At 43.5% G+C, this 20,510-nt stretch carries 17 protein-coding genes; 9 read left to right on the top strand and 8 right to left on the bottom strand.

All coding sequences use genetic code 11. The features are described from left to right. Positions 1-95: 95 nt before the first annotated feature. On the bottom strand, positions 96-3,152 hold the full coding sequence (gene torS / locus OCW38_RS16840; RefSeq protein WP_016792340.1) for a TMAO reductase system sensor histidine kinase/response regulator TorS: 3,057 nt from the start codon (positions 3,150-3,152) through the stop codon (positions 96-98). 92 nt (positions 3,153-3,244) lie between these two features. Between torS and torT the strand changes: the two genes are divergently transcribed. Together torT and OCW38_RS16830 are read left to right on the top strand one after the other, a co-directional pair. Further along, positions 3,245-4,315, top strand: a complete 1,071-nt coding sequence (gene torT, locus OCW38_RS16835) for a TMAO reductase system periplasmic protein TorT (protein WP_016792339.1) — start codon at positions 3,245-3,247, stop codon at positions 4,313-4,315. 62 nt (positions 4,316-4,377) lie between these two features. Beyond that, a complete protein-coding gene (locus OCW38_RS16830; RefSeq protein ID WP_010428948.1) occupies positions 4,378-4,833 on the top strand; it encodes a methylglyoxal synthase in 456 nt (151 codons plus the stop codon). A 121-nt stretch (positions 4,834-4,954) separates the two neighbouring features. Here the strand turns inward: OCW38_RS16830 and OCW38_RS16825 are convergent, their stop codons facing one another. Together OCW38_RS16825 and helD are read right to left on the bottom strand one after the other, a co-directional pair. Next, positions 4,955-5,305 (bottom strand): VOC family protein, encoded by a 351-nt coding sequence (locus tag OCW38_RS16825; RefSeq protein WP_010428944.1) that lies wholly within the window; start codon positions 5,303-5,305, stop codon positions 4,955-4,957. An 88-nt stretch (positions 5,306-5,393) separates the two neighbouring features. Next, positions 5,394-7,469, bottom strand: a complete 2,076-nt coding sequence (gene helD / locus OCW38_RS16820; protein WP_016792338.1) for a DNA helicase IV — start codon at positions 7,467-7,469, stop codon at positions 5,394-5,396. 176 nt (positions 7,470-7,645) lie between these two features. Here helD and yccS point away from each other — a divergent pair, with 176 nt between their 5' ends. The 5 genes from yccS to OCW38_RS16795 all read left to right on the top strand — a co-directional run bounded on the left by yccS (position 7,646) and on the right by OCW38_RS16795 (position 13,222). Continuing rightward, positions 7,646-9,829, top strand: a complete 2,184-nt coding sequence (gene yccS, locus OCW38_RS16815; RefSeq protein ID WP_010428937.1) for a YccS family putative transporter — start codon at positions 7,646-7,648, stop codon at positions 9,827-9,829. Positions 9,830-10,182: 353 nt separating this feature from the next. Continuing rightward, positions 10,183-10,368, top strand: a complete 186-nt coding sequence (locus tag OCW38_RS16810) for a hypothetical protein (protein ID WP_010428935.1) — start codon at positions 10,183-10,185, stop codon at positions 10,366-10,368. Between the two features lie 121 nt (positions 10,369-10,489). Then, positions 10,490-10,810: a hypothetical protein gene (locus OCW38_RS16805; RefSeq protein WP_010428933.1), complete on the top strand. Its 321-nt coding sequence runs from the start codon at positions 10,490-10,492 to the stop codon at positions 10,808-10,810. A 162-nt stretch (positions 10,811-10,972) separates the two neighbouring features. Further along, positions 10,973-12,232, top strand: a complete 1,260-nt coding sequence (locus OCW38_RS16800) for a hydroxymethylglutaryl-CoA reductase (protein ID WP_010428931.1) — start codon at positions 10,973-10,975, stop codon at positions 12,230-12,232. 78 nt (positions 12,233-12,310) lie between these two features. Then, complete coding sequence (locus OCW38_RS16795) at positions 12,311-13,222, top strand: LysR family transcriptional regulator (protein ID WP_016788176.1); 912 nt, start codon at positions 12,311-12,313, stop codon at positions 13,220-13,222. A 61-nt stretch (positions 13,223-13,283) separates the two neighbouring features. Here the strand turns inward: OCW38_RS16795 and OCW38_RS16790 are convergent, their stop codons facing one another. From OCW38_RS16790 to OCW38_RS16780, 3 genes are all read right to left on the bottom strand, one after another. Beyond that, the gene (locus OCW38_RS16790) at positions 13,284-14,180 is read right to left on the bottom strand and encodes a YjjW family glycine radical enzyme activase (RefSeq protein WP_016769177.1); all 897 of its coding nucleotides are present in this window, start codon (positions 14,178-14,180) and stop codon (positions 13,284-13,286) included. Positions 14,181-14,252: 72 nt separating this feature from the next. Beyond that, the gene (locus OCW38_RS16785) at positions 14,253-15,818 is read right to left on the bottom strand and encodes a YjjI family glycine radical enzyme (protein ID WP_016769176.1); all 1,566 of its coding nucleotides are present in this window, start codon (positions 15,816-15,818) and stop codon (positions 14,253-14,255) included. 328 nt (positions 15,819-16,146) lie between these two features. Next, positions 16,147-16,746: a class I SAM-dependent DNA methyltransferase gene (locus tag OCW38_RS16780; RefSeq protein WP_016769175.1), complete on the bottom strand. Its 600-nt coding sequence runs from the start codon at positions 16,744-16,746 to the stop codon at positions 16,147-16,149. Between the two features lie 161 nt (positions 16,747-16,907). Between OCW38_RS16780 and OCW38_RS16775 the strand changes: the two genes are divergently transcribed. After that, positions 16,908-17,786, top strand: coding sequence for a LysR family transcriptional regulator (locus OCW38_RS16775; RefSeq protein WP_010428915.1), 879 nt, complete (start codon positions 16,908-16,910; stop codon positions 17,784-17,786). 60 nt (positions 17,787-17,846) lie between these two features. Here OCW38_RS16775 and OCW38_RS16770 read toward each other — a convergent pair whose 3' ends face one another. Further along, positions 17,847-18,197 carry a hypothetical protein gene (locus OCW38_RS16770; protein WP_016769174.1) on the bottom strand — a complete coding sequence of 117 codons (351 nt, stop codon included), beginning with the start codon at positions 18,195-18,197 and terminating at the stop codon, positions 17,847-17,849. A 283-nt stretch (positions 18,198-18,480) separates the two neighbouring features. Here OCW38_RS16770 and OCW38_RS16765 point away from each other — a divergent pair, with 283 nt between their 5' ends. Further along, on the top strand, positions 18,481-19,377 hold the full coding sequence (locus tag OCW38_RS16765) for a cation diffusion facilitator family transporter (RefSeq protein WP_016769173.1): 897 nt from the start codon (positions 18,481-18,483) through the stop codon (positions 19,375-19,377). A 39-nt stretch (positions 19,378-19,416) separates the two neighbouring features. Here OCW38_RS16765 and yddG read toward each other — a convergent pair whose 3' ends face one another. Continuing rightward, the gene (gene yddG, locus OCW38_RS16760) at positions 19,417-20,346 is read right to left on the bottom strand and encodes an aromatic amino acid DMT transporter YddG (RefSeq protein ID WP_010428906.1); all 930 of its coding nucleotides are present in this window, start codon (positions 20,344-20,346) and stop codon (positions 19,417-19,419) included. Between the last annotated feature and the right edge of the window lie 164 nt (positions 20,347-20,510).

Raw genomic sequence — 20,510 nt, 5'->3', positions numbered from 1 at the left:
CGACAATGGAAAAAGCAGGCTGTTTCTTTATATTCAAATAAAGAAACAGCCTGCTTTTTTACTTTTAGTCTCGGAATTTCAGTTCAACAACCACTTTATAGTTGTAATCGTAGTTCAGCTAGCGAGTCTTTCGTCAATTGAATCAGAGACTCACTGCAATCTCGGTACTGCTTCAACGGATCATCGCTTGCTTCAATGCTCTGACATAAATTCAATAACGCAGATAAACCTAAACTACCCGCAGAACCTTTTAACTTATGAGCCAGAGATTTTACTTCTCGCCCATTGGCTGCTTCACTTGCTTGAACCAATTCATTCAACGTTTGCTGGCTACTCTCTTCAAATAACCCAACAATTTGTTTCATTTTCTCCAAACCAAGAATAGACAAGTCGCCTTCTATTACTTTTCGATCAATCAGTGTCACTGTCGTTTCTCCTACGCCTGACTTCTGAGCGCTCATTTCCGAGATTGAATCAACTATTACACCAGCCATATAAGGGGGCTCTTGATGTTCTTCGTTGGTTCGGCTCAATCTATCCGTTTTGTTGGGCCTATCAATTTTATTTAGCCTTGCAGCCTCTTTACATATAGCATCGTCTGGGCCTGGCTGCGGAAGCAACAAGGATTTACCATCAAGCTGAGTCACAATGAGTTGTGACAGTGCTTCTTTTTCTAACGGCTTAGGTAAAAACCCATCAAAACCCGATGATAAATAACCTTCGACTTCTTCATTGAATACGTGTGCAGACACAGCCACCATTGGTGGAACATGTTGAGTATTGGCATATAAAGTCTGGACTCGCTGGGTGTCATAACTGCTTTTTAACTGCTGAATCAATTCAACACCATCGCAGTCTGGTAAGTTAATATCCACCAGCGCAATATCAAACGCTTGTTCAGTAAAAAGGACTCGAGCTTCTTGACCTGTTGTAGCAATCACAACTTCATGGCCCAAGTTATGTAAGAAACCTTCGGCAACAATACAGTTCACTGGGTTATCTTCAATCAAAAGCACTTTCGCACGAATACAGGTTTCGACTACTGCCGTTTTCGTCTCTATTTTCTCGCCTATTTCAAGCGGAACAGAGAACCAGAATTGGCTACCTTCGCCTTCTTCTGAATGGACGCCAATTTCGCCGTTCATCGCCAGCATAATACTCTTACTAATGGCTAAGCCTAAACCGGTACCACCTGTTTTATTCCGACCACTATCCGTTTGGCTAAATGCATCAAACAAACATGTCTGTTCACTTGCATCAATACCAACACCCGTATCTGATACTTCGAACATCACCCGATTTTCATCTTCCACATCTAGGCTAATAAAGATATCGACCGAGCCGCTTTCGGTAAATTTAATCGCATTGCCAACTAAGTTATTCAATATCTGGCTAATACGAGTCGCATCTCCGCGCCAATAGCGTTTCACGTCACTTTCAATATGGAAGTCAAAATTTAGCTTCTTCTCTGCAGCGCGCCCTTCCATCAACTGATATGTATCTTGAACCATCTGGTGAAGGTCAAAAGAAGCCACTCGGATTTCTAGGTGACCAGCTTCAATCTTCGAATAGTCAAGAACGTCATTCAAAATCGCTAATAAGTTCTTACCACTGCGGTTGATGATATCGGCATAACCAGACTGTAGTGGATCTAACCCTGTGTCTTTGAGTAGCCTAGCCGTACCTAAAACCCCGTTCATTGGTGTTCTTATTTCGTGACTCATGGTCGCTAAGAAAGCGGATTTCGCGCGGCTCGCTTGTTCAGCAGCATTACGAGCTTTTGCGTGATTACCAACCTCGACATTCAGTTTTTCGTTGGTTTGTTGTAGTTGATAAGTACGTTCAGTGATCAACTCTTCAAGATGTTCCTTATGCTCTTCTAATTCGCGTTTTGCTTTCGCTTCGCCCACTGCCACCACTTGCAACGCTTGCGCTGTATTTCTCGCCGTAATAATGGCTTCCCCCATGTGAGCGAGTTCATCATTACCTTTGACTGAAATATCAATATTAAGTCGCCCCTGTGCGATCAACATTAACGCTGAAGAATACTCGGTCAGACGTTTCACCACTGATACATAAACAACACGCCACACGATAAAGGCAACAATAACAAGGCCGATAATCGAGATGACAGAGAGCGACCATTGAGCCAAGCTTAGCGTAGATGTCAGTTCATCTACCGCTTTCTTTGTACTCAAATTTGAGTCATCAATAAGTTGGTTGACGGTGGTATTCAATTGAGAAAACAACTGCAACGTATTTTGCATCAGAAACTCTGACTTCTTGGTGTTTTCATATTGCTCTAGCGATATATCAAACACGACTTGGCGTTTTCTTAACTCTTCAAGAAGCTGAGACATCTGTGCTGAACGGGTAGGATCTTCTACCGCTTTTACACGGCGAACCATAATTCTGAGATTAGATTCGAATTCAGTTTGGATTTGATGAATACGTTCAACATTGGTTACCGTCTGAGTTTCTTCAATTTGGTTGAGCATCTTAAATGCGAGGAGATGCAATTCGTGCAGACGTTCAGATAGGTCGAGATCAACTTCGACAAGCGCATCTAGCGCTTGATAGGCTTTATCAGTTTCTTGTGACTCTAGCAGGTCATAGATATGTGTGACATTAGCAACCGCGATAGTGGCAGTATTCAGAACTTGCGTTCGAGTGAGTTGCTCAAGCTCTTCGGCAAGCAAACGCATCTCTTCGACACGAGATGACAGCTCTTTAGTTAGCCATAACTTACGTTCAACAGAAACACCCAGCTCAGCCAGCGTATTGATAACACTTTGCACGTTGTTTTCGAGTTTATTCAGAAGCTCAGAGTCAAAGCTATCAACACCCAACTCTTTGATATGTTGGAGCAGCGCCTCAAGTTGATCGAATAAGACGGTTCCCGCTTCTTTTCTCTCGGCTTCATTTCGAGCATTCGAGAGGGTTTGCACTGACGAAATAATACGATTACTCAATTCAGAAACCTGACGAGCTTCAATCATCGCAGGTAATGCCGAATCGACGACGTTTCTCTCTGTTTTTGCTACAAAGCTAAACCCAGAAACACCAATCAATGCAGACAAAAGAACGAGCATCGCCATCACTAAAAATGAGGCCAGCAGCTTGCGTCCAATACTTGCTGAAGCTAACAACATAAAACCTAAACCTTAAAACGTTCTTCTTTACCCATGCAGAATACGCTATATTTTGCAGTGTTTCTTATCTAATACCAATAAAACGGCAATTCATGCTCTCTAAAACCTTTGCTTCAAAACTTCTTATCTCTTTGCTTGCGATAACGAGCGCTTCGACAAATGCGAGTGAATCTTTAAGTGATTCTGAAAAGCCCCTAAGTCAGGCTAGCGAACCTTTGAGCCCTATAAAACCGGCAACCGCTACATCACAGAAAGAGAAGATTTGCGCTATTTATCCTCACCTTAAGGATTCATATTGGTTATCGGTCAATTACGGCATGGTTTCCGAAGCAGAGAAGCAACAAGTAGAATTCAGAGTTTTGGAAGCTGGCGGTTACCCCAACGTTGCCAAACAAGCTTCTCAATTAGTGCTTTGCACAAAATGGGGAGCTGACGCCATTATTCTAGGCACGGTTTCACCTGACGCTTATCACGATAATCTTACCGACTGGGTAGGCTCAACGCCGGTTTTTGCTACGGTTAACGAATTAACAGTGAGTGAAGAGCAACAAAAAGTATTGAAAGGAACTGTGGGGGTTGATTGGTATCAAATGGGCTTTCAAGTCGGTGAATACTTAGCAAAACTACATCCTAAAGGCTCAGGCAAAACCCCTATTGCTCTATTACTTGGACCACAATCCAGTGGCGGCACCAAACCCGTAGCATTAGGTTTCTACGACGCGATTAAATCCAGTGATGTGACAATCGCGATCAGCTACTGGGCAGATAACGATAAAGAGCTACAAAGAAACCTTGTCCAACAAGTCATCGAACAACCTGATATCAAATACATTGTGGGCAGTGCGGTCGCAATTGAAGCAGCGATCAGTGAACTCCGAGCGGCAGGCAAAACCAAAGAAATTGGGTTAATTTCAAGTTATTTGAGTCACGGAATCTACCGAGGCTTATTGCGGAATAAGGTACTTTTTGCACCAACAGATAAAATGGTCGAGCAAGGTCGTTTATCCGTAAAACAAGCCGTCAGCTACTTGCGTGGGCAGCCTTATGAGGTGCACAGTGCACCAACAATAGAAGCGCTCACCCCTGCAACATTAAAAGATCAAATTATTGCCGACTCTTTGTCACCTTCTGAGTTTCGGCCGGTATTCAGTGTGAATCCATAGTGTTATATTGAGTTAAGTAGTCAATAACAATAAAAATACGAACAATAATTTAGGGAACATTCATGCAAAAAACAACGCGTACAATGCCAACGCACAAACATATTGCTTTAGTTGCTCATGACCATTTTAAGCCAGAGCTACTAAGATGGGTTAAGGAAAATAAAGAAAAGCTACAGAGCCATTTCCTATATGCGACAGGCACAACGGGTTCACTACTAAGCAAAGAAACAGGCTTGGCAATCAAGAGCATGATCAGCGGTCCAATGGGCGGAGACCAACAACTAGGCGCACTTATCTCTGAAGGAAAAATCGATATGCTGATTTTCTTTTGGGATCCATTGAATGCGGTACCTCATGACCCAGACGTAAAAGCGTTGCTTCGTATTGCAAGTGTTTGGAACATTCCTGTTGCCACTAACCGCGCAACTGCAAACTTCTTGTTTAATTCTTCTCTGTTGGATCAAGAAGTGATCATCGAGATTCCAGATTATGAAGCGTATCTAGCTGAGCGCACTTAACTGTATTCACTCTTGGATTGGATATAGATGCGGCAATACGCGAGAACTAAAAAGCCTGCTTTATCGCAGGCTTAATTATTTGTAACGCTTGGTAAAAGTAACTCTATGCTTCGGAACGAAGCTAGTTATCGCTCCACACCGCCATCTCATTACCACTCGGTTCTTTAAAATGGAAACGTCGTCCGCCAGGAAAGCTAAAAATCTCTCGGTTTATATGCCCACCAGCATCAATCACATCACGCTCGGTTTGCTCAAGATCTTGGCTATAAAAAACCATCAGCGCCGCGCCACTTTCAGCATCAGAAGCTAACTCTGCCAAATAGAACCCTCCCATCAAACCTTTACCTTCAAAAGCAGAATATTCAGGACCGTAATCTTCAAACTTCCAACCAAACACTTGGCTAAAAAATACCTTTGTTGCTGTGATGTCTCGTGCAGCAAATTCGATGTAGTTAATAGAACCATGTTCCATAGCGGATTCCTTGTGCTTTATGCCGTTGCCTTATTGATAATAAAGCGAGCCTTGGAGACCTAATCTTAGACCATCACATCAAGTCACATTACCTTTTTCGAACCACTGGATAATCAGAGCCATGAAGTTCTTGTACGAAGCCAGAACCATCACCGCTGTGCGTAATCCAAACTTTCTCTTTAGCTCGCGTCATTGCCACGTAAAACAGGCGACGCTCTTCAGCGTAAGGGAAAACATCGGACGATTCAGTCAATGCTCCATCAATGTGTAGCTGCTTCTTTTTAGCCGGGAACTGTCCTTCATCAACACAAAGGATAATCACGAAGTCGGCTTCTTTACCTTTACTCGCATGGCAGGTCATAAAATTGATATCAATCGAAGTGTAGATTTTTTTCCAATCTTCTAACAATTCAGGCTTGTGGTAATGATTACGACCAAGCAACAAGACAGATTTTTTGGTTTTACCTTTCGATTGTCGATTCAATTGATCGAGGATCTTCTCCACTTCTTTACTTGGCGCACTATAGACCGCCTTCTGCTTTTGTTGCTTAAAGCTGTTCAGCTCTTTCGGCAACTGAATCGGGTTTTCTTGTACAAAGCGATTGGCAACCGCACCTAACTGATTATTAAAGCGATAAGTTGTATCTAGATGATGAATAGTCGAGCTCTCAAAACGATCCTTAAAGCCCGTAGTTAGATCAACATCTGCACCTGCAAACTGGTAGATAGACTGCCAGTCATCACCGACTGCAAAGATAGAAGCTTGGTGTTGAACCTTCGACTGATTACAAAGCGCTTCAACCAGAGCAAGACGATCAGGTGAGATATCTTGGTATTCATCGATCATGATGAACTTCCAAGGCGAGACAAACTTGCCCTTCTCCACGTATTGAGTCGCACGACTAATCATGGTCGAGAAGTCGATATGATTCTCTTCTTTTAGCGCTTTCTGCCATGCGATGACACACGGCCAGCACAATGAAAGTTCACTGTTTAAGCGCGTGTAATCCCGATGGTCGATTAACTGTTGCTGGACTTCTTTCTTCGATAAGCCCGACGCGTTTAACTGCTCAAGTTGTTTTTCGAGCCAACCGATTAACTTAAGGTTCGATACATGGCTACCAAGTTCATCATCTCCGGTCAAATACGCGATTGGCCATTTAGACAGGTGTTTTTGCCAACGCTTGAAGTTGGTCGGCGTCATCCAGTGCTTCTTCAACCAATCAATGCACCATGCTTGGCGTTGATTATTGTCTAGCGCGAGAGGAGAAATAACAACGCGTTCGGTTTCTACTTGATTCAGTATCTTCAAACCTAATTGATGGAAAGTGCTGACTTGAACTTTTTCAGCTGATAAGCCAATTTTGCTATCGAGACGCTGTTTCATTTCGTCAGCCGCTTCTCGACCAAATGCAAGCAATAGAATCTCTTCAGCTTGAGCCTGATGGCTTTGCAATAAATAAGCAACACGAGCCGTCAGAACGCTAGTTTTACCTGACCCTGCACCAGCAAGAATGAGGTTATGGTCGTCGTTCATCAAAACCGCGTATTGCTGAGACAAATTCAACGGTGATGACTCACATTGTGCAAACAGCACTTCCCAGTTCTTCCTTTCAGTTTCTAGCCACTGTTGATTTCGTTCAGCTTGTTTAATCTCGGTTTCTAACAACCATGGCTGCATACGAGCAAATCGGTTTGGCATACGCTGAGCCGCTTCTTCTAGCGTCATCGTCATATTTTCTAAACTTGAATTGACCATTTCAACCCAAGTATTGACCTTGGAATGCGGCAAGAAAGCAGGAAGTTGCTCCAAACGAGTTAATTCAGCTTCCCATTGAGGGACGTGTTCCGCGAGTTGTTCACATTGAGTGTCATGCCATTTTTGATAAGCGGCAACGGAGGCTCGAGCAAACTGACGACACTGATCCCAAGGTAGCCCTTGCACTAACCAGCTGCGCTGTTTGCCATCTTGTTGGTTAGCAAAAAACTGCAACGATCCCCAAAACAAGCCGCGCTTTATCGCGATCTTGCCACTCCAAATAGTAAACGGGATACGTTCTTCACTACCCACTGAAGACAACAGTAGGCGTGGACCATCAAGTTCGACCTGATGATACTCATTTTGAATAAAAAACTGTGCAGTCTTGTTAGCGCTTAGCTGCATTGGAGCGTGCTCTTAATTGGGAATATTGAATTTATATCATGATGCAATCAGAATTAATAATATCTCATATCTTATCGACGCTTTCATGACCATCTAGGGACAATTATGGATAAGTATCAAATTCTTGTGCTTGATTTCTGTTAGGATTATGGTTTTAGTGTGTCAAGTGAGCGACTGTGGACTTTTCTGCCAAATTACGCCTCTATTGGGCGAATAAAACCATAAATTACAGCGTATTAATTCTCATCACCCTACTCGGTGTTGTGGTGCCTGCTTGGTATTATGGACAAAACACACTCATCACCCCACTTATTTTAGGCGTCATTGCTGCTGCTCTAGCGGAAAGTGATGACAGCTTTACTGGTCGATTGAAAGCACTCACGTTGACCTTTATCTGTTTCGCTGTTGCAGCCTTCTCTATTGAGATTCTTTTCGATACACCTTGGCTGTTCGCGATAGGGCTTTTCGTTTCAACCTTCTCTTTCATCATACTCGGAGCGATTGGCCCTAAATACGCCAGTATCGCGTTTGGCTCGCTGTTGGTCGCTATCTACACCATGCTTGGCGCTCACGAAAGTACCAACCTATGGTTTCAGCCTTTGCTGCTATTAACAGGGGCAGCTTGGTACTACTTTATGTCAATGATTTGGCAAATTGTATGGCCAATGCAACCCGTGCAACAGAACCTTGCTACCGTATTTGATCAAATTGGCACCTATATGGGATCAAAGGCGGAGCTATTCTATCCTGTGTCTGACCTTATCCCACAGCCACACCGTATAATTGAAGCTAAGTTGAATGCCAGCACCGTTAATGCACTAAACATGTGCAAAGCAACGTTGCTTAACCGTTCCAAGCGAGGGCACATTGATGGCCCAAGTGACCGGTTCCTAAACACCTATTTCATCGCGCAAGATATTCATGAACGTGTCAGTTCAAGCCACTATCGCTATCAAGAGCTAGCTAAACATTTCGAACGTTCTGATGTTCTGTTTCGCTTCAAATACCTGCTCGAAGCTCAAGCTGCGGCCTGTAAAGAAGTTGCGGCGTCATTAAAAGTTGGTGCTGAATATCAACATGGCGACAAATCTGTACTGGCACTTGATGAATTGATGTCTTCACTGAATCATTTACAGCAACAGAACAAGCCAGAATGGAAGCCACTGTTAAACCAATTGAATTATCTATTCAACAACCTAGCTACCGTTGAAAAACAGCTATCGAATATCAGTAATCCAGATGCCGAAAAACTAGAAGAAGGTGTGTTAGACGATACGAACCCACATACTTTGACAGCAATGTGGCAAAAGATCAGAGCCAATCTGCATACCGACTCCATGCTATTTCGCCACGCAATCCGCATGGCTATTACGCTCACACTCGGTTACGGAATCATCCAAGGTTTTAATATTGAACGTGGTTATTGGATTCTACTCACGACGCTGTTCGTTTGTCAGCCAAACTACAGCGCAACTCGACAAAAACTGACCGCCCGTGTCATTGGCACGGTAGCAGGTTTACTCATTGGGGTTCCGTTACTGACTTTCTTCCCTTCCCAAGAGAGCCAATTGGTTTTCATTGTCATTAGTGGCGTGATGTTCTTTGCATTCCGCATTAATAACTATGGCTTCGCAACGGGCTTCATTACCTTATTGGTATTATTCTGTTTTAATCAACTTGGAGAAGGCTTCGCCGTTGTACTTCCAAGATTAGCTGACACCTTTATAGGTTGTGCTCTCGCCGTACTCGCTGTGATCTACGTATTACCAGACTGGCAATCAAAGCGATTACATAAAGTCATGGCAGACGCCCTCGCTTCAAATAAAAACTACCTGGCTCAAATCATTGGTCAGTACCGTGTAGGTAAAAAAGACACGCTAAATTACCGTATTGCACGTCGCAGCGCACACAATAACGATGCGAACCTAACAGTGGCCATCAGCAGCATGTTGGTTGAGCCCGGCAAATATCGCACCTCAGAAGATGAGAGCTTTCGATTCCTTACGCTCAATCATGCTTTACTAAGCTATATTTCAGCACTCGGTGCCCATCGGACTCGTATCGATGACGAAGCCACACACAAACTGGTATTGGACGCACACCGTGTCATACATGAGCATCTCAACGCTCTCAATGATCAGCTCTATTCTCATCAAGAACAGTGTGAAGTGAAAAATTCTTACGACCCTGAGCTTGATCAGCGTTTAAGTGAATGGCGAGAAGAAGATGAAAGCTCTGTCAGAATGGTCTTACAACAGCTTCATTTGATTTATCGAATGCTTCCAGAACTCCATACCTTAGCGACCAAATTTGCGGTAAAAGTTAAGATTGATAAGTCGCTCGACACAGGCGCGTCTTGAGAAATAAACAAAATACTGTAAAAACAAAAAGATAGCCAAGATCGAGCAATTATTAACCACCCTTTTATTTGTACATTGTTCTATCAATAGCAAAAACTCACTCTACCCATACCGATAAGGAGGCAAGACAAACTATTACGCGACCTTATGCAATAAGGGCTGAGGAGATTTTTACATTGTGGGAATTTTCTGACATTGATTGACCAAGCCATAACTTTGCCTAACATTTCTCGGACAAAAAATGACCAAAGCAATTTATAGTTGTCTTAGTTTTGGGAACTATCAAACTTCATTTAATATTCACTTAATCTTGTTTGATTTTCCGAATCAGTAGGCTATGCTCTATAGAGCATATGGATTTGAACAAAGGTCACACTATGAATACACAACAATTTGAAGCGTTTAAGGAGCAAATACAGCTTCTCAATCCTCAACAACTTAAAGCGCTTCAAGGCGAGATCGACGGAAGTCTTGAGCTGGATAAGCCATCTCTTCTGACTGATGAAGAGCTAAACGCGCTAAATGACCTGTTCAATTAGTAGACACCCGTCACTATTTTAGCTTAAGTTCATCGTTTCATAGTAAGTTTTATCAAATCATCATTGCGCTCAATATATCGTCCACCTAGACTTAGTCCGTATGTCAATTAAAGGTTCTGCTATGTCGATATCGGGAATTCAATCTGGTTATGCCATCATTCAGCAGTCAACCAATATGGCTGAAGAAGCAGCGCTCGAACTCAACCAAGCCTCTCAACACACATCCAACCCCGACGACCAAATCCAAGGTAGCGACTTGAGCTTTAATCAAGTAGAACCTGACCAATCCATTTCTTTTAAAGAGAAAGAAGCTGATCCCATTACCTCGTCAAACGATGCAATCTTAAAACTGACACAAAGTGCAAATTACAACCGTGTGGGAGCCAGCGTGATTGACCGTCAAAATGAAGCCATCGGTAGTCTTCTCGACATCCATATTTAGAATAACGTCTCAAAGGCCATTTTTTGAGCCATCATTAGCTCCTTTTTGTCATCACAACCACACAAACTGTAACTCATTATATCAGATGCTTGTTTCTGGCTTATTACTCGGTAGAATCAGCGCAAATCAATTTTGCTGCGCAAACTTTACTTCATACTATTTATGCCAAAACTAAATCTGCATCGCCGTGACTATGTTTCTATTTTAGGGGGCGACATCTCCGCAGACGAATTAGAAAAAAAGCTTCAACCTCATTTTGAAAAGCCAGTGAATAAACTGACTCCGAGCCCGTACCTGACAGAAAAGAATCTAACGCGCCGTTGGGCTGCTCTCAATAATTCAGAATCACAACAAGAGCTACTCGACCCGCATACGCAAAGTCAATTCCAAGCCTACGAAAAAAACATCGAGCACTTTATTGGAACAGTGAAAATCCCTGTTGGTATATCTGGTCCACTAAGAGTCAATGGCTTATTCGCTGAGGGTGACTACCTGGTACCGCTAGCAACAACTGAAGCTGCACTTGTTGCATCTTATAACCGTGGCTCAAAGCTGATTACCGCTTGTGGTGGCGCAAGTGCAATGTTGTTAAACGAAGGCGTCACTCGTACCCCAGGCTTTGCATTCCAAGGGTTAGTTGAAGCCGGGCAGTTTGTGGCTTGGGCCGTGACTCAATATGACCAATTTAAAACCTTGGCGGAATCGACAACCTCACACGGCAAACTTACCGACATCAATATCAACATCGAGGGTAACCATGTTTACTTGGTGTTTGAATTTCTAACTGGAGATGCCTCTGGTCAAAATATGGTGACTATCGCGACCAATGCCGTATTTGAGTACATCATAGAAAATACGCCAGTTAAGCCTGATCATGCCTTTCTCGATGGCAATTTATCAGGCGACAAGAAAGCCAATACACAAACCTTACGAAGCGTTCGTGGCAAAAAAGTCACCGCTGAGGTGAATATATCCCCAGAATTGGTTGCTAAGTACCTACATACCACGCCACAGAAGATGGTTCAGTTTGGCCAGATGACCACTGTCGGCGGTGCTTTGAGCGGCACTATCGGCATTAATGCCCATTATGCCAATGCACTAGCTGCTCTCTACATTGCTTGTGGCCAAGACGCAGCGTGTGTTGCTGAATCAGCAATAGGCATGACTCGTATGGAAATCAACAAAGAAGGCGGTTTGTACGCGAGCGTAACACTGCCTAATTTAATGTTAGGAACAGTGGGCGGCGGTACTGGCCTGCCAAGTCAAAAGGCGTGTCTCGATTTACTTGGTCTTCACGGCAATGGTAAATCACAAGCCCTCGCTGAGGTATGTGCTGCACTGTGTCTGGCGGGTGAGCTATCGATTGTCGGTGCGTTTTGCGCTGGCCACTTTTCACGAGCTCACAATAAATTAGCTCGTTAATAACCTTTATCTAATTTGGCTTGTGTAATTGTGTGGATTAAGCAAAATCACAAGCCATTCTTAATGCGTGAGTCACAAATGGATTATTTACACTTATCTAGAGTGAGCCTTAAGCACCTCACTGCGCTTCATATTATGCTAAATACCCACAGCGTCACGCAAACCTCAGAGCAACTCTGTGTAAGCCCTTCGAGTGTAAGCAAAACCTTATCTCAACTACGCGACATTCTAAATGACGAACTGTTTTACCGAGATGGCACCAAACTGATCCCGACACCATTTGCATTGCAGATAGCTCCGACTGTTCACGCGATCCTTTCAAGTATGAATGGATTGCTTCATCAAAAAAGTTTTTCACCTCAAAAATACCAAGGTAGCTTTTCGCTGTCGATGCGTGAAAGTACCTTTGAAGTTTTCGCCTCTAAGATCAGCAAAATCACCACCGAACTCGCCCCCAAGGCTAAGCTCAATATCTACTCCAAGCAACAACTCGGCTTCGATGCTCTGCTTAGTGGCAAGGTAAACTTGATCTTGTTACCTCATGATATTTCCCAGCCCCCAACAGATAACAAAGAACTGGTTTGGGAAACAATTCTTCCAGACGAAATGGTATGTTTAATGGGCGCACACCACCCTCTCGCTCAGCGGGACCTGACCGTTGAAGGTTATTTAGATTATAAGCATATTGGGATCTTAGATAATGAACTCTCCAAGCCTTACTTTGAGCAAAACCTGGTTCAATGCCATAAACCACGAGAGATGGCGATATCGGTAGCAGATTTTGGTGCTGCGGCTGTGCTGTGCCATCACACACCTTTCTTGTTCACTTGTTCTAAGCAGTGGGCTGAACAAGCTAAACAAGCTCAAGGTTTAGTGAGCAAGCCCTTGCCTTTTGATTACGGTAAGGTGGCGTATAGCTTGGTATGGAACAAACCCAACATGAATGACCAAGCGATCAAATGGTTGTGTGACTTGTTCTTAGAAGCCTAGGTATTAACTGGAAGCAACTCTAACAAGCTAACTCCTTTTGTGAAAGCGGGCTTCAAAAGAATTAGGTATATACCCCAGGGGTTTGTATCGGCCTTTGAACTATGGTGTAGAGCTTATCGTGAAAGCTCTGCATCTGTTGTTCGGTGCATGTCGGCCAATCTAACGCTTCGCCAATCACGCCATGATGTTGAAACGCATTCAGTCGAATTCCAACATCACTAGGCAGCACCTTCAAGTAACATCCCACCTGTTCAATTTCATCTTCGAGATCGCTTTTATTTGGGATATGCAACAACCTAACTTCATGCAGTTTGCCTTTCTCAGCAAGGTAGTTAATGGCTTTGAAGACTCGATGGTTGCCTCTTCCGACAAGCCATTGATGCGTTTCCGATTGCCATGATTTTAAGTCAATCATCGCACCATCAAGGTATGGTAATACTCTTTCCCAACCTTGTATTGGTAACGAACCATTACTATCAATAAAGCACGTAAGGTGTGCTAATTGCTGATCACTTTTAATTGCTTGGAACAGCTCGATAATAAACGGCAGTTGCATCGTCGCCTCACCGCCAGAGACAGTGATACCGCTCAGAAAGAATGCGTTATGTTTAACGAGAGTAAGAATCTCAGAGACCGTCATTGTGGTAATTTTCGGACTCGACTTATGAGCGCAGATATCGATGCACTGATCGCAATTTGTACAGGCTGCCAGGTCCCACACAACTTTACCTTTAGTCAAAAATAGTGCGCCACTTGGGCAGCCACTAACGCAGCCTCCACAATGGTTGCAATGATTGATGGTGTGTGGATTATGACAAGTAATACAATCAAAATTACAACCTTGCAGAAACAGCACCAAGCGATTTCCCGGTCCGTCAACACAAGAAAAGGTCAGCACACGGCTGACCTTCGCTTGTTTTTCTGTCTTATTATTTTTAACCCTAGCCATTTGAGTCATTAGATCAGAAACTTTTATTATTCATAGTATTAATACGATACTTAAGCTCACTGTCATACGTACGCTTAAGTATTAAGCGTACGTCGGTGACATCTCTAAACTCGCTACTCGTGGTTTGCGCTCAAGAATGCCCGTGTTTTTAGCCGCTTCAGCACCTAAGAATGTGGTATTGGTACGTGAACCTTGCTCATCATATTTTGCAATATCAGATAGCTTGACCATATAACCTGTCACGCGAACCAGATCATTTGACGCGACGTTAGCCGTAAACTCACGGTAACCCGCTTGAATCGCCCCTTTGCACAAATTGAACATCGCTTCAGGATTAGATTTCACTGTTTCGTCGATGGTAAGAATGTCACTGATACCCGAGGTGTAGAACTTATGGTGACCCGCGGTAGCGCGAACGTAAGAGACTGGGTCAGGTTCGGTGCCATAAGGAATACGCACACCCGGAGTCACATCTTCATCTAAACTAATACCGCCTTGAGCATGCAGCAAAGCTTTACCCTCAAGCCCATACTTCACTTCAGAGCTTTCAACGATCTCAGCCAGCTTTTCAGAAATGCGGTGACCAAGTTGATTAGCTTGTTCATCGTGACCATAGCGCCCTGCTTTACCTTCTTTTTCCAACAGAATGTTTACCGCTTCAGCCATGCCATAAATGCCAAACATTGGCGCAAATCGGTCTTCTTCAATAAGGCCTTCTTTGGCCAGGAAGCCTTTAAAAAAGTGAGACTCTTCATGCAAGAAGCGGCTACGTGCGTTCATCAGTTCAACCATTTTGCCACTGTAATTCGGCAATACTTGTCGTAAGAAATCAGCACTATCCTCAGACTTCAACGCCACTTGCTTAAGGTTCACACGCACCAAGGTGTTTGAACCACCCGCTAGAGGCAAAGAGTTATAGCAGCTCACAATACCAAAACGCTTGTCGCCGTAAGCCTCGGCATGCGCTGGATAGTTTGCGATATGTGGTTTACCGCACTCGCAGATATTGCTTGCCGCATGACGAAGTAGATCGTCAGGGGTCACAGCAGGGTCGTACATAAAGGTTAGGTTTGGTGCGATCTGCTTCAGTTCAGCATCTACGCGCAAAATCGTACGGCACACAACGTTGTCTGTTGGACCGATATTAACGTGCATGAACGCATCAGGAAGCGTGCGATCCAACATGATCCAGAACAGCTTAAGTTTTTGATATACCTGTTCATCGGTTAGGTCACCAACAAAAGGCATCAATACATCATCCAGCTGTCCTAGGTAGACCGGAATCGACGTCACAGATGGAACGTGATGGTAGATAATGGTAAGCATGTTCAACGCTTCATCAAAATTGGTTGCCGCGCTAAGCTCTAAATACTCTGAGCCTTGATGTAAGTATTTAGAATAGTCTGGAAGTACATAGCGCGGCTTAAATGGAGCGTGGCCTTCAAACATGTCACATAGCACACCTTGTTGTAAGGCTTCCTCTACTTCGTTGCTTACCGGCATATACGGCAGGCTGGCTTCGGCTTCTAAAGCAAGATAGCTCGACTTCTGTTTTGGAGACAGGTTGGCATCTGAAATGATATTGCTAAAGCGTTGTTGTTGATCTGAAAGTGGTGAAGAAGTAGATGACGCAGATTGGTGGCTCATGATGAAACCCTTAAACTTATTATGGGCTTATTTTATATCTCACAGCCGCATTTCCACTAATGAAATGTAGTCAACGATACATTTCCAAAATGGAAACTACCAGTTTATTACTTGTCGGAAACTAACTTATCTATGATCAAAATGGGAAAGAGGAAATCAGTATTGCCGTTGGTAGTGGTAGTGAAGATATTAAAAAGCACTCACTAGCTCGCCTGTTTGGAACACAAACGACTAAAAATAGAAAACCCACATCACTGACCTTAAGTCGTTAATGTGGGTTTAGTGTTTGAAGGAGTACTCTGAATGCTAGCTCAAGATGTATTCTCTATTACAGATGAGGAAGTACTTGTTTTCGTCCAACACCCATCAATACTTTCAAAGTACCTTGTGGCGTATCAATCGAGAACGGTGTTGATACTTCGACAACTGAAAAACCGGCTGCACTTAATACGTTTTCAGAGCGCTGTTGGCTAACGCCATAATCATCACTGTCATTGTCTAAGTACCAATCCCAGTGTACAAACGTGCCATCGTTTTCAAGCAACGTGTAAATAAGACTGACTGTGTCTTGTAAGTTAGGGATAAAACCACACACCGAAGAAGCTACCACTACGTCAAACTGGTTTCTGAATGCTGGATGCTGCGCTGCAAGTCCGCGCGATAAAAGATCAACAACAGGTTCAACGTTGGGTAACTCTTTCTTATCTAACTCTTCAATCATCCCTTCGGAGATATCAAGTGCGATGATCTCTTTTGTTAAAGGAGATATTTTCTGGCTGAGTAGTCCTGTACCACAACCAAAATCAAGGACACGGGTTCCGTTCAAATTAACGAGCTGTGTTAACTGGTCAAATACGGACTGTGCGAATACTGCGGTCGCGGGATCTTTATCCCAATCAACGGCGTATTCGTCCCATTGTTTCGCCATCATGGCCTCCATCTTTACTTCTTGTAGGTTCGGAACTTCTCCAGAGTAAACCAAATTAGTCAATTCGTCATAGAGTTATCATGCAAAGATGGACTATTTCTAAGATAGTCAGCACAATATTCAGATAATATGCACCGACACCCGCTCAATATGGAAATGAAATGAACCTTTCTCAAGTCCAAGCCTTTTGTTCTGTTGCTGATTTAGGGTCAGTATCTGAAGCAGCGCGCCAGCTTGAATGCAACCGAACCAAACTCAGTATGTCGATTAAAGCCTTGGAAAAAGAGTTAGATGTCGAACTGTTCGTGCGCAGCGGAAACCACGTTGAACTCTCTGAAGCAGGTAAAGCCATCTACAAAGACTGCGAAGGCATGTTAGTAACGGCTGCGCGTATTAAACAAACCTGCCTGCATGTCTCGGGCGAATTCAACGCAGAGATTTGGATTGCACGAGATGATTCCCTACCCGATGAGATGTGGCAGGACTTATCTCATACCTTAAACAACAAGTACCCGTCGACTTCATTCAACTTCGTTCTCGCGTCGAGCGGCGACTTAGCTAACCTCGTTGAAACCCAACAAGTCGACTTCGCATTTGGTGTCGATTACGAACGTGTTGACGATCCAAGGATTATCTACAATCCACTCGGTAAAATTCGAATGATGTCTGTGTGTAAGAAAGGGCATGATCTGAGTGCGATGCGACGTGTTTCTGATGAAGTATTGAGAAATTCAATGCAAGCGACCATGGTTTACCTTAACGAAAAGGATAATCCTGAGCTTGAGCCATTCTCTCGTCGTTACATCGGCTTCTCTAGCTTTGACTTTATGCTAGATACAATCTTACGAGAAGAAGCTTGGGGCGTAATGCCTGAACCATTAATTCGTCATTTATTGCGCGAGCAGGAATTAGCGGTGATCAAGCACACTTACGGCTTGACGCAAGAGGATTACTGCATGTTTACAGCAGCAGGGATGGCTGAACACCCAGGAATGAATTGGTTAGCCGACCAGCTCAGCGACTACTTGTTTGATTTCTAACGGTTAATATCTAAACAGGTGATTTACAAATCGGTGCAAAACGATCATAGACTTCCTAGATTAGAAAACCATCACATGGTCTACCAAGTAGCGACCGTCTTCTTCTACCAGCACCATTTCAGCCACAAATTCGCCTCTAGCAATCGTGTATGCTTGCTTCCAAACAAAGGCAATTGAATCGGAACGTCTAAACAGCGCGACAGGCTCACGCTCAGCAAAAAAGCCATTGCTATGTTGATAATGATGGCACACCTTTTCTAAGTAATCTGGCGTAACAATATCTTTCATTCGCTGAGTAAAGTCCCTGCAATGCAGATCATGGTCAATTTTGGTTGAACCTTCCATCAGATTATCCATGATCGGGTTAGCAATCACCCACAACTCGTTATCACTGATATCGTCAAACTTCATATGCACCTACTCCTTGGTAATAGCAGTTCAAATTCACACATCTATAAAATGCACAACAACAGATATATTTAACTAATGATAAACCATCCTATTTCGCTTGCACACTTTACCCCAAAAACAGTCATCGTCAATTTTATTGACACCTAAAGATAAAACTAAATATATGAATATTATAGATTTACTTATTAAAATTAAATAATGCATATAACCATCATCAGATAAAGTTTGTAAAGCCAACTCAATATTAGAACAATGAAGTTATCAAAAACATCTGGAAAATATTATGTGTGACAGGAAAAGCCAAAACGAAAACGGAGTACTCTTGTTCTCAGCCCTTTTAGCATCAGGCTTCGCCACCGGTGGACTGGTATTAGGCCTTCTCGTCGGCTCTCTAGTCATAGTATTTGACGGTGTCTATTCTCTCATTAGCTTACTGTTAACTTTATTGTCACTAGCTGCCTCAAAATACATTAATCGCCCTTCAGACACAGAGTTCCCGTTTGGTCGAGCGATCATCGAACCGATTGTTATCGCAATTAAAGCCATTGTTATTCTGCTTGTGGTTGGTTACTCATTGTATTCAGCGATCGGTGCTTTGATGACAGGTGGTCGTGAAGTCGATGCTTCTATCGCGACTCTGTTTGGTATTTGCAACGTATTGGGTTGTGGTTACGCTTGGTGGTACATCGCCAATAAAAGTAAGCGTATTTCTTCTGGTCTGATTCAAGCTGAATCTAAGCAGTGGCAAATGGATACACTGTTGAGTGTAGCGGTAACGGCAGGTTTCGTGGCGGCTTGGTTAATTACTTTTTCTCCGCTAGCAGAGTACGCAGTATATGCTGATCCAACGATGATGTTGCTGATGTCTTTCTACTTCATCAAAGTACCTTTCGATATGCTAAGAGAAGCAATGCGTGAACTGCTTATGATGTCGGCAACCAAAGATATTTGTGACACGGTAGATAAAAACGTTATCGCTGTAGACAAAGATGCAGAGCAAGATTTAGAGCTAATCGGTGTAACAAAGGTTGGGCCGGAGCTAAGAATTAACGTTGATATCCATACCAACAACCAACAAGCCATTGCGGTCGATGATATAGAACGTACGCGCCGCCAACTTAAGCGACGCTTATCTAAAATGCCTTATGAGCTGCAACTGAACCTCAATGTCGCGAGCTAAGCTTTCACCTAGCAAATGACGCTGGGACATAAGCGCAAATTAAGACTGAGATTGAACCTTTTTAGAAGCCGACGCCTTTGCCGTCGGTTTTTCTCTTGTTACCCACCAGCAAGCTAAAGAGCCAATCGTTACCATACATACGCCCTGCCAAAACGTCATAGTCAATGACAAGCCCAAAATCACCGAGGAAAGTAGCGTCGCGAAGATTGGCGTAAAGTACGACATGGTTGCCAAAAACACCATGTTGCCACCAAGAATCGCCGTGTTCCAAAGTGCATAGCCTGCGCCCATACAAGCGCCAGCTAATGCTAAATCAATTGCAGCACTGGTTGTCATTACCATACCGGTTTCATCACTCAGTGCGTATTTAATCCACAGAGTGACCGCCGTAGCGATAAAGAACAGCACAATCGCATTCTGCCCTTTCGCAACGCGCTGGGTGTAATTACAATAAACAGCCCAAATAATCGCACCAAAGAACGCCATTGAATAAGTTTTTGGGTTGGTCGCAATGTTGGCTGCAATTTGGTCGACAGAAAGACCTTGATCACCACTGATGCTCCAAGCCACCCCAAAAAATGCCAAGAAGATACTTGGATAAACCAACCAGTTAATCTTCTTATCGCTCAGTAGCACCGCAAATAACACCGTCAGTGCTGGCCATAAATAGTTGATAACGGCCATTTCTATTGCCTGATGTCGACTGTTCGCCATTCCCAAAGCAAGAGCCAAGAAAATCTCATAGCAAACAAACAGCGCGCCACCGATCAGTAGGTAAGACTTAGAGAAGCGTGACAGTTTTGGTAACCCCATCACACACACTAACAACAGCGCACTCACAGTGTAGAGACTGGCTGCACCACCAACTGGACCAAGCTGTTCTGACACACTACGAGACAGAGCAATCAAGCAGCTCCACAATAAAATGGCGATAATACCGTAGCAGCTATAACGATGAGATTTCAGCACGCCTCTTCCTTTATCTGTTTGTGGTCATCACTCTGTAAGCTAAACCAAGTTTAAAATATTTGGCCGAGTACATTTTCGTACTCGGCCATCGGTTATTAATTTGCGAAAACTTAAGCGACTTCCGAATATTGAGCAATTTACGAAATAAACTATTTGTTATTGCG

This window comes from Vibrio cyclitrophicus, from assembly GCF_024347435.1.
Lineage (GTDB): Bacteria > Pseudomonadota > Gammaproteobacteria > Enterobacterales > Vibrionaceae > Vibrio > Vibrio cyclitrophicus.
Note: the sequence above shows the minus strand (reverse complement) of the source record. Positions and strands in the feature narration are given on the sequence as shown.

What these genes read in the sequence shown, in the direction of transcription:
- torS (WP_016792340.1), bottom strand. Translation starts at nt 3,152, where the DNA reads ATGTTGTTAGCTTCAGCAAGTATTGGACGCAAGCTGCTGGCCTCATTT.
- torT (WP_016792339.1), top strand. Translation starts at nt 3,245, where the DNA reads ATGCTCTCTAAAACCTTTGCTTCAAAACTTCTTATCTCTTTGCTTGCG.
- OCW38_RS16830 (WP_010428948.1), top strand. Translation starts at nt 4,378, where the DNA reads ATGCAAAAAACAACGCGTACAATGCCAACGCACAAACATATTGCTTTA.
- OCW38_RS16825 (WP_010428944.1), bottom strand. Translation starts at nt 5,305, where the DNA reads ATGGAACATGGTTCTATTAACTACATCGAATTTGCTGCACGAGACATC.
- helD (WP_016792338.1), bottom strand. Translation starts at nt 7,469, where the DNA reads ATGCAGCTAAGCGCTAACAAGACTGCACAGTTTTTTATTCAAAATGAG.
- OCW38_RS16810 (WP_010428935.1), top strand. Translation starts at nt 10,183, where the DNA reads ATGGATTTGAACAAAGGTCACACTATGAATACACAACAATTTGAAGCG.
- OCW38_RS16805 (WP_010428933.1), top strand. Translation starts at nt 10,490, where the DNA reads ATGTCGATATCGGGAATTCAATCTGGTTATGCCATCATTCAGCAGTCA.
- OCW38_RS16800 (WP_010428931.1), top strand. Translation starts at nt 10,973, where the DNA reads ATGCCAAAACTAAATCTGCATCGCCGTGACTATGTTTCTATTTTAGGG.
- OCW38_RS16795 (WP_016788176.1), top strand. Translation starts at nt 12,311, where the DNA reads ATGGATTATTTACACTTATCTAGAGTGAGCCTTAAGCACCTCACTGCG.
- OCW38_RS16790 (WP_016769177.1), bottom strand. Translation starts at nt 14,180, where the DNA reads ATGACTCAAATGGCTAGGGTTAAAAATAATAAGACAGAAAAACAAGCG.
- OCW38_RS16785 (WP_016769176.1), bottom strand. Translation starts at nt 15,818, where the DNA reads ATGAGCCACCAATCTGCGTCATCTACTTCTTCACCACTTTCAGATCAA.
- OCW38_RS16780 (WP_016769175.1), bottom strand. Translation starts at nt 16,746, where the DNA reads ATGGCGAAACAATGGGACGAATACGCCGTTGATTGGGATAAAGATCCC.
- OCW38_RS16775 (WP_010428915.1), top strand. Translation starts at nt 16,908, where the DNA reads ATGAACCTTTCTCAAGTCCAAGCCTTTTGTTCTGTTGCTGATTTAGGG.
- OCW38_RS16770 (WP_016769174.1), bottom strand. Translation starts at nt 18,197, where the DNA reads ATGAAGTTTGACGATATCAGTGATAACGAGTTGTGGGTGATTGCTAAC.
- OCW38_RS16765 (WP_016769173.1), top strand. Translation starts at nt 18,481, where the DNA reads ATGTGTGACAGGAAAAGCCAAAACGAAAACGGAGTACTCTTGTTCTCA.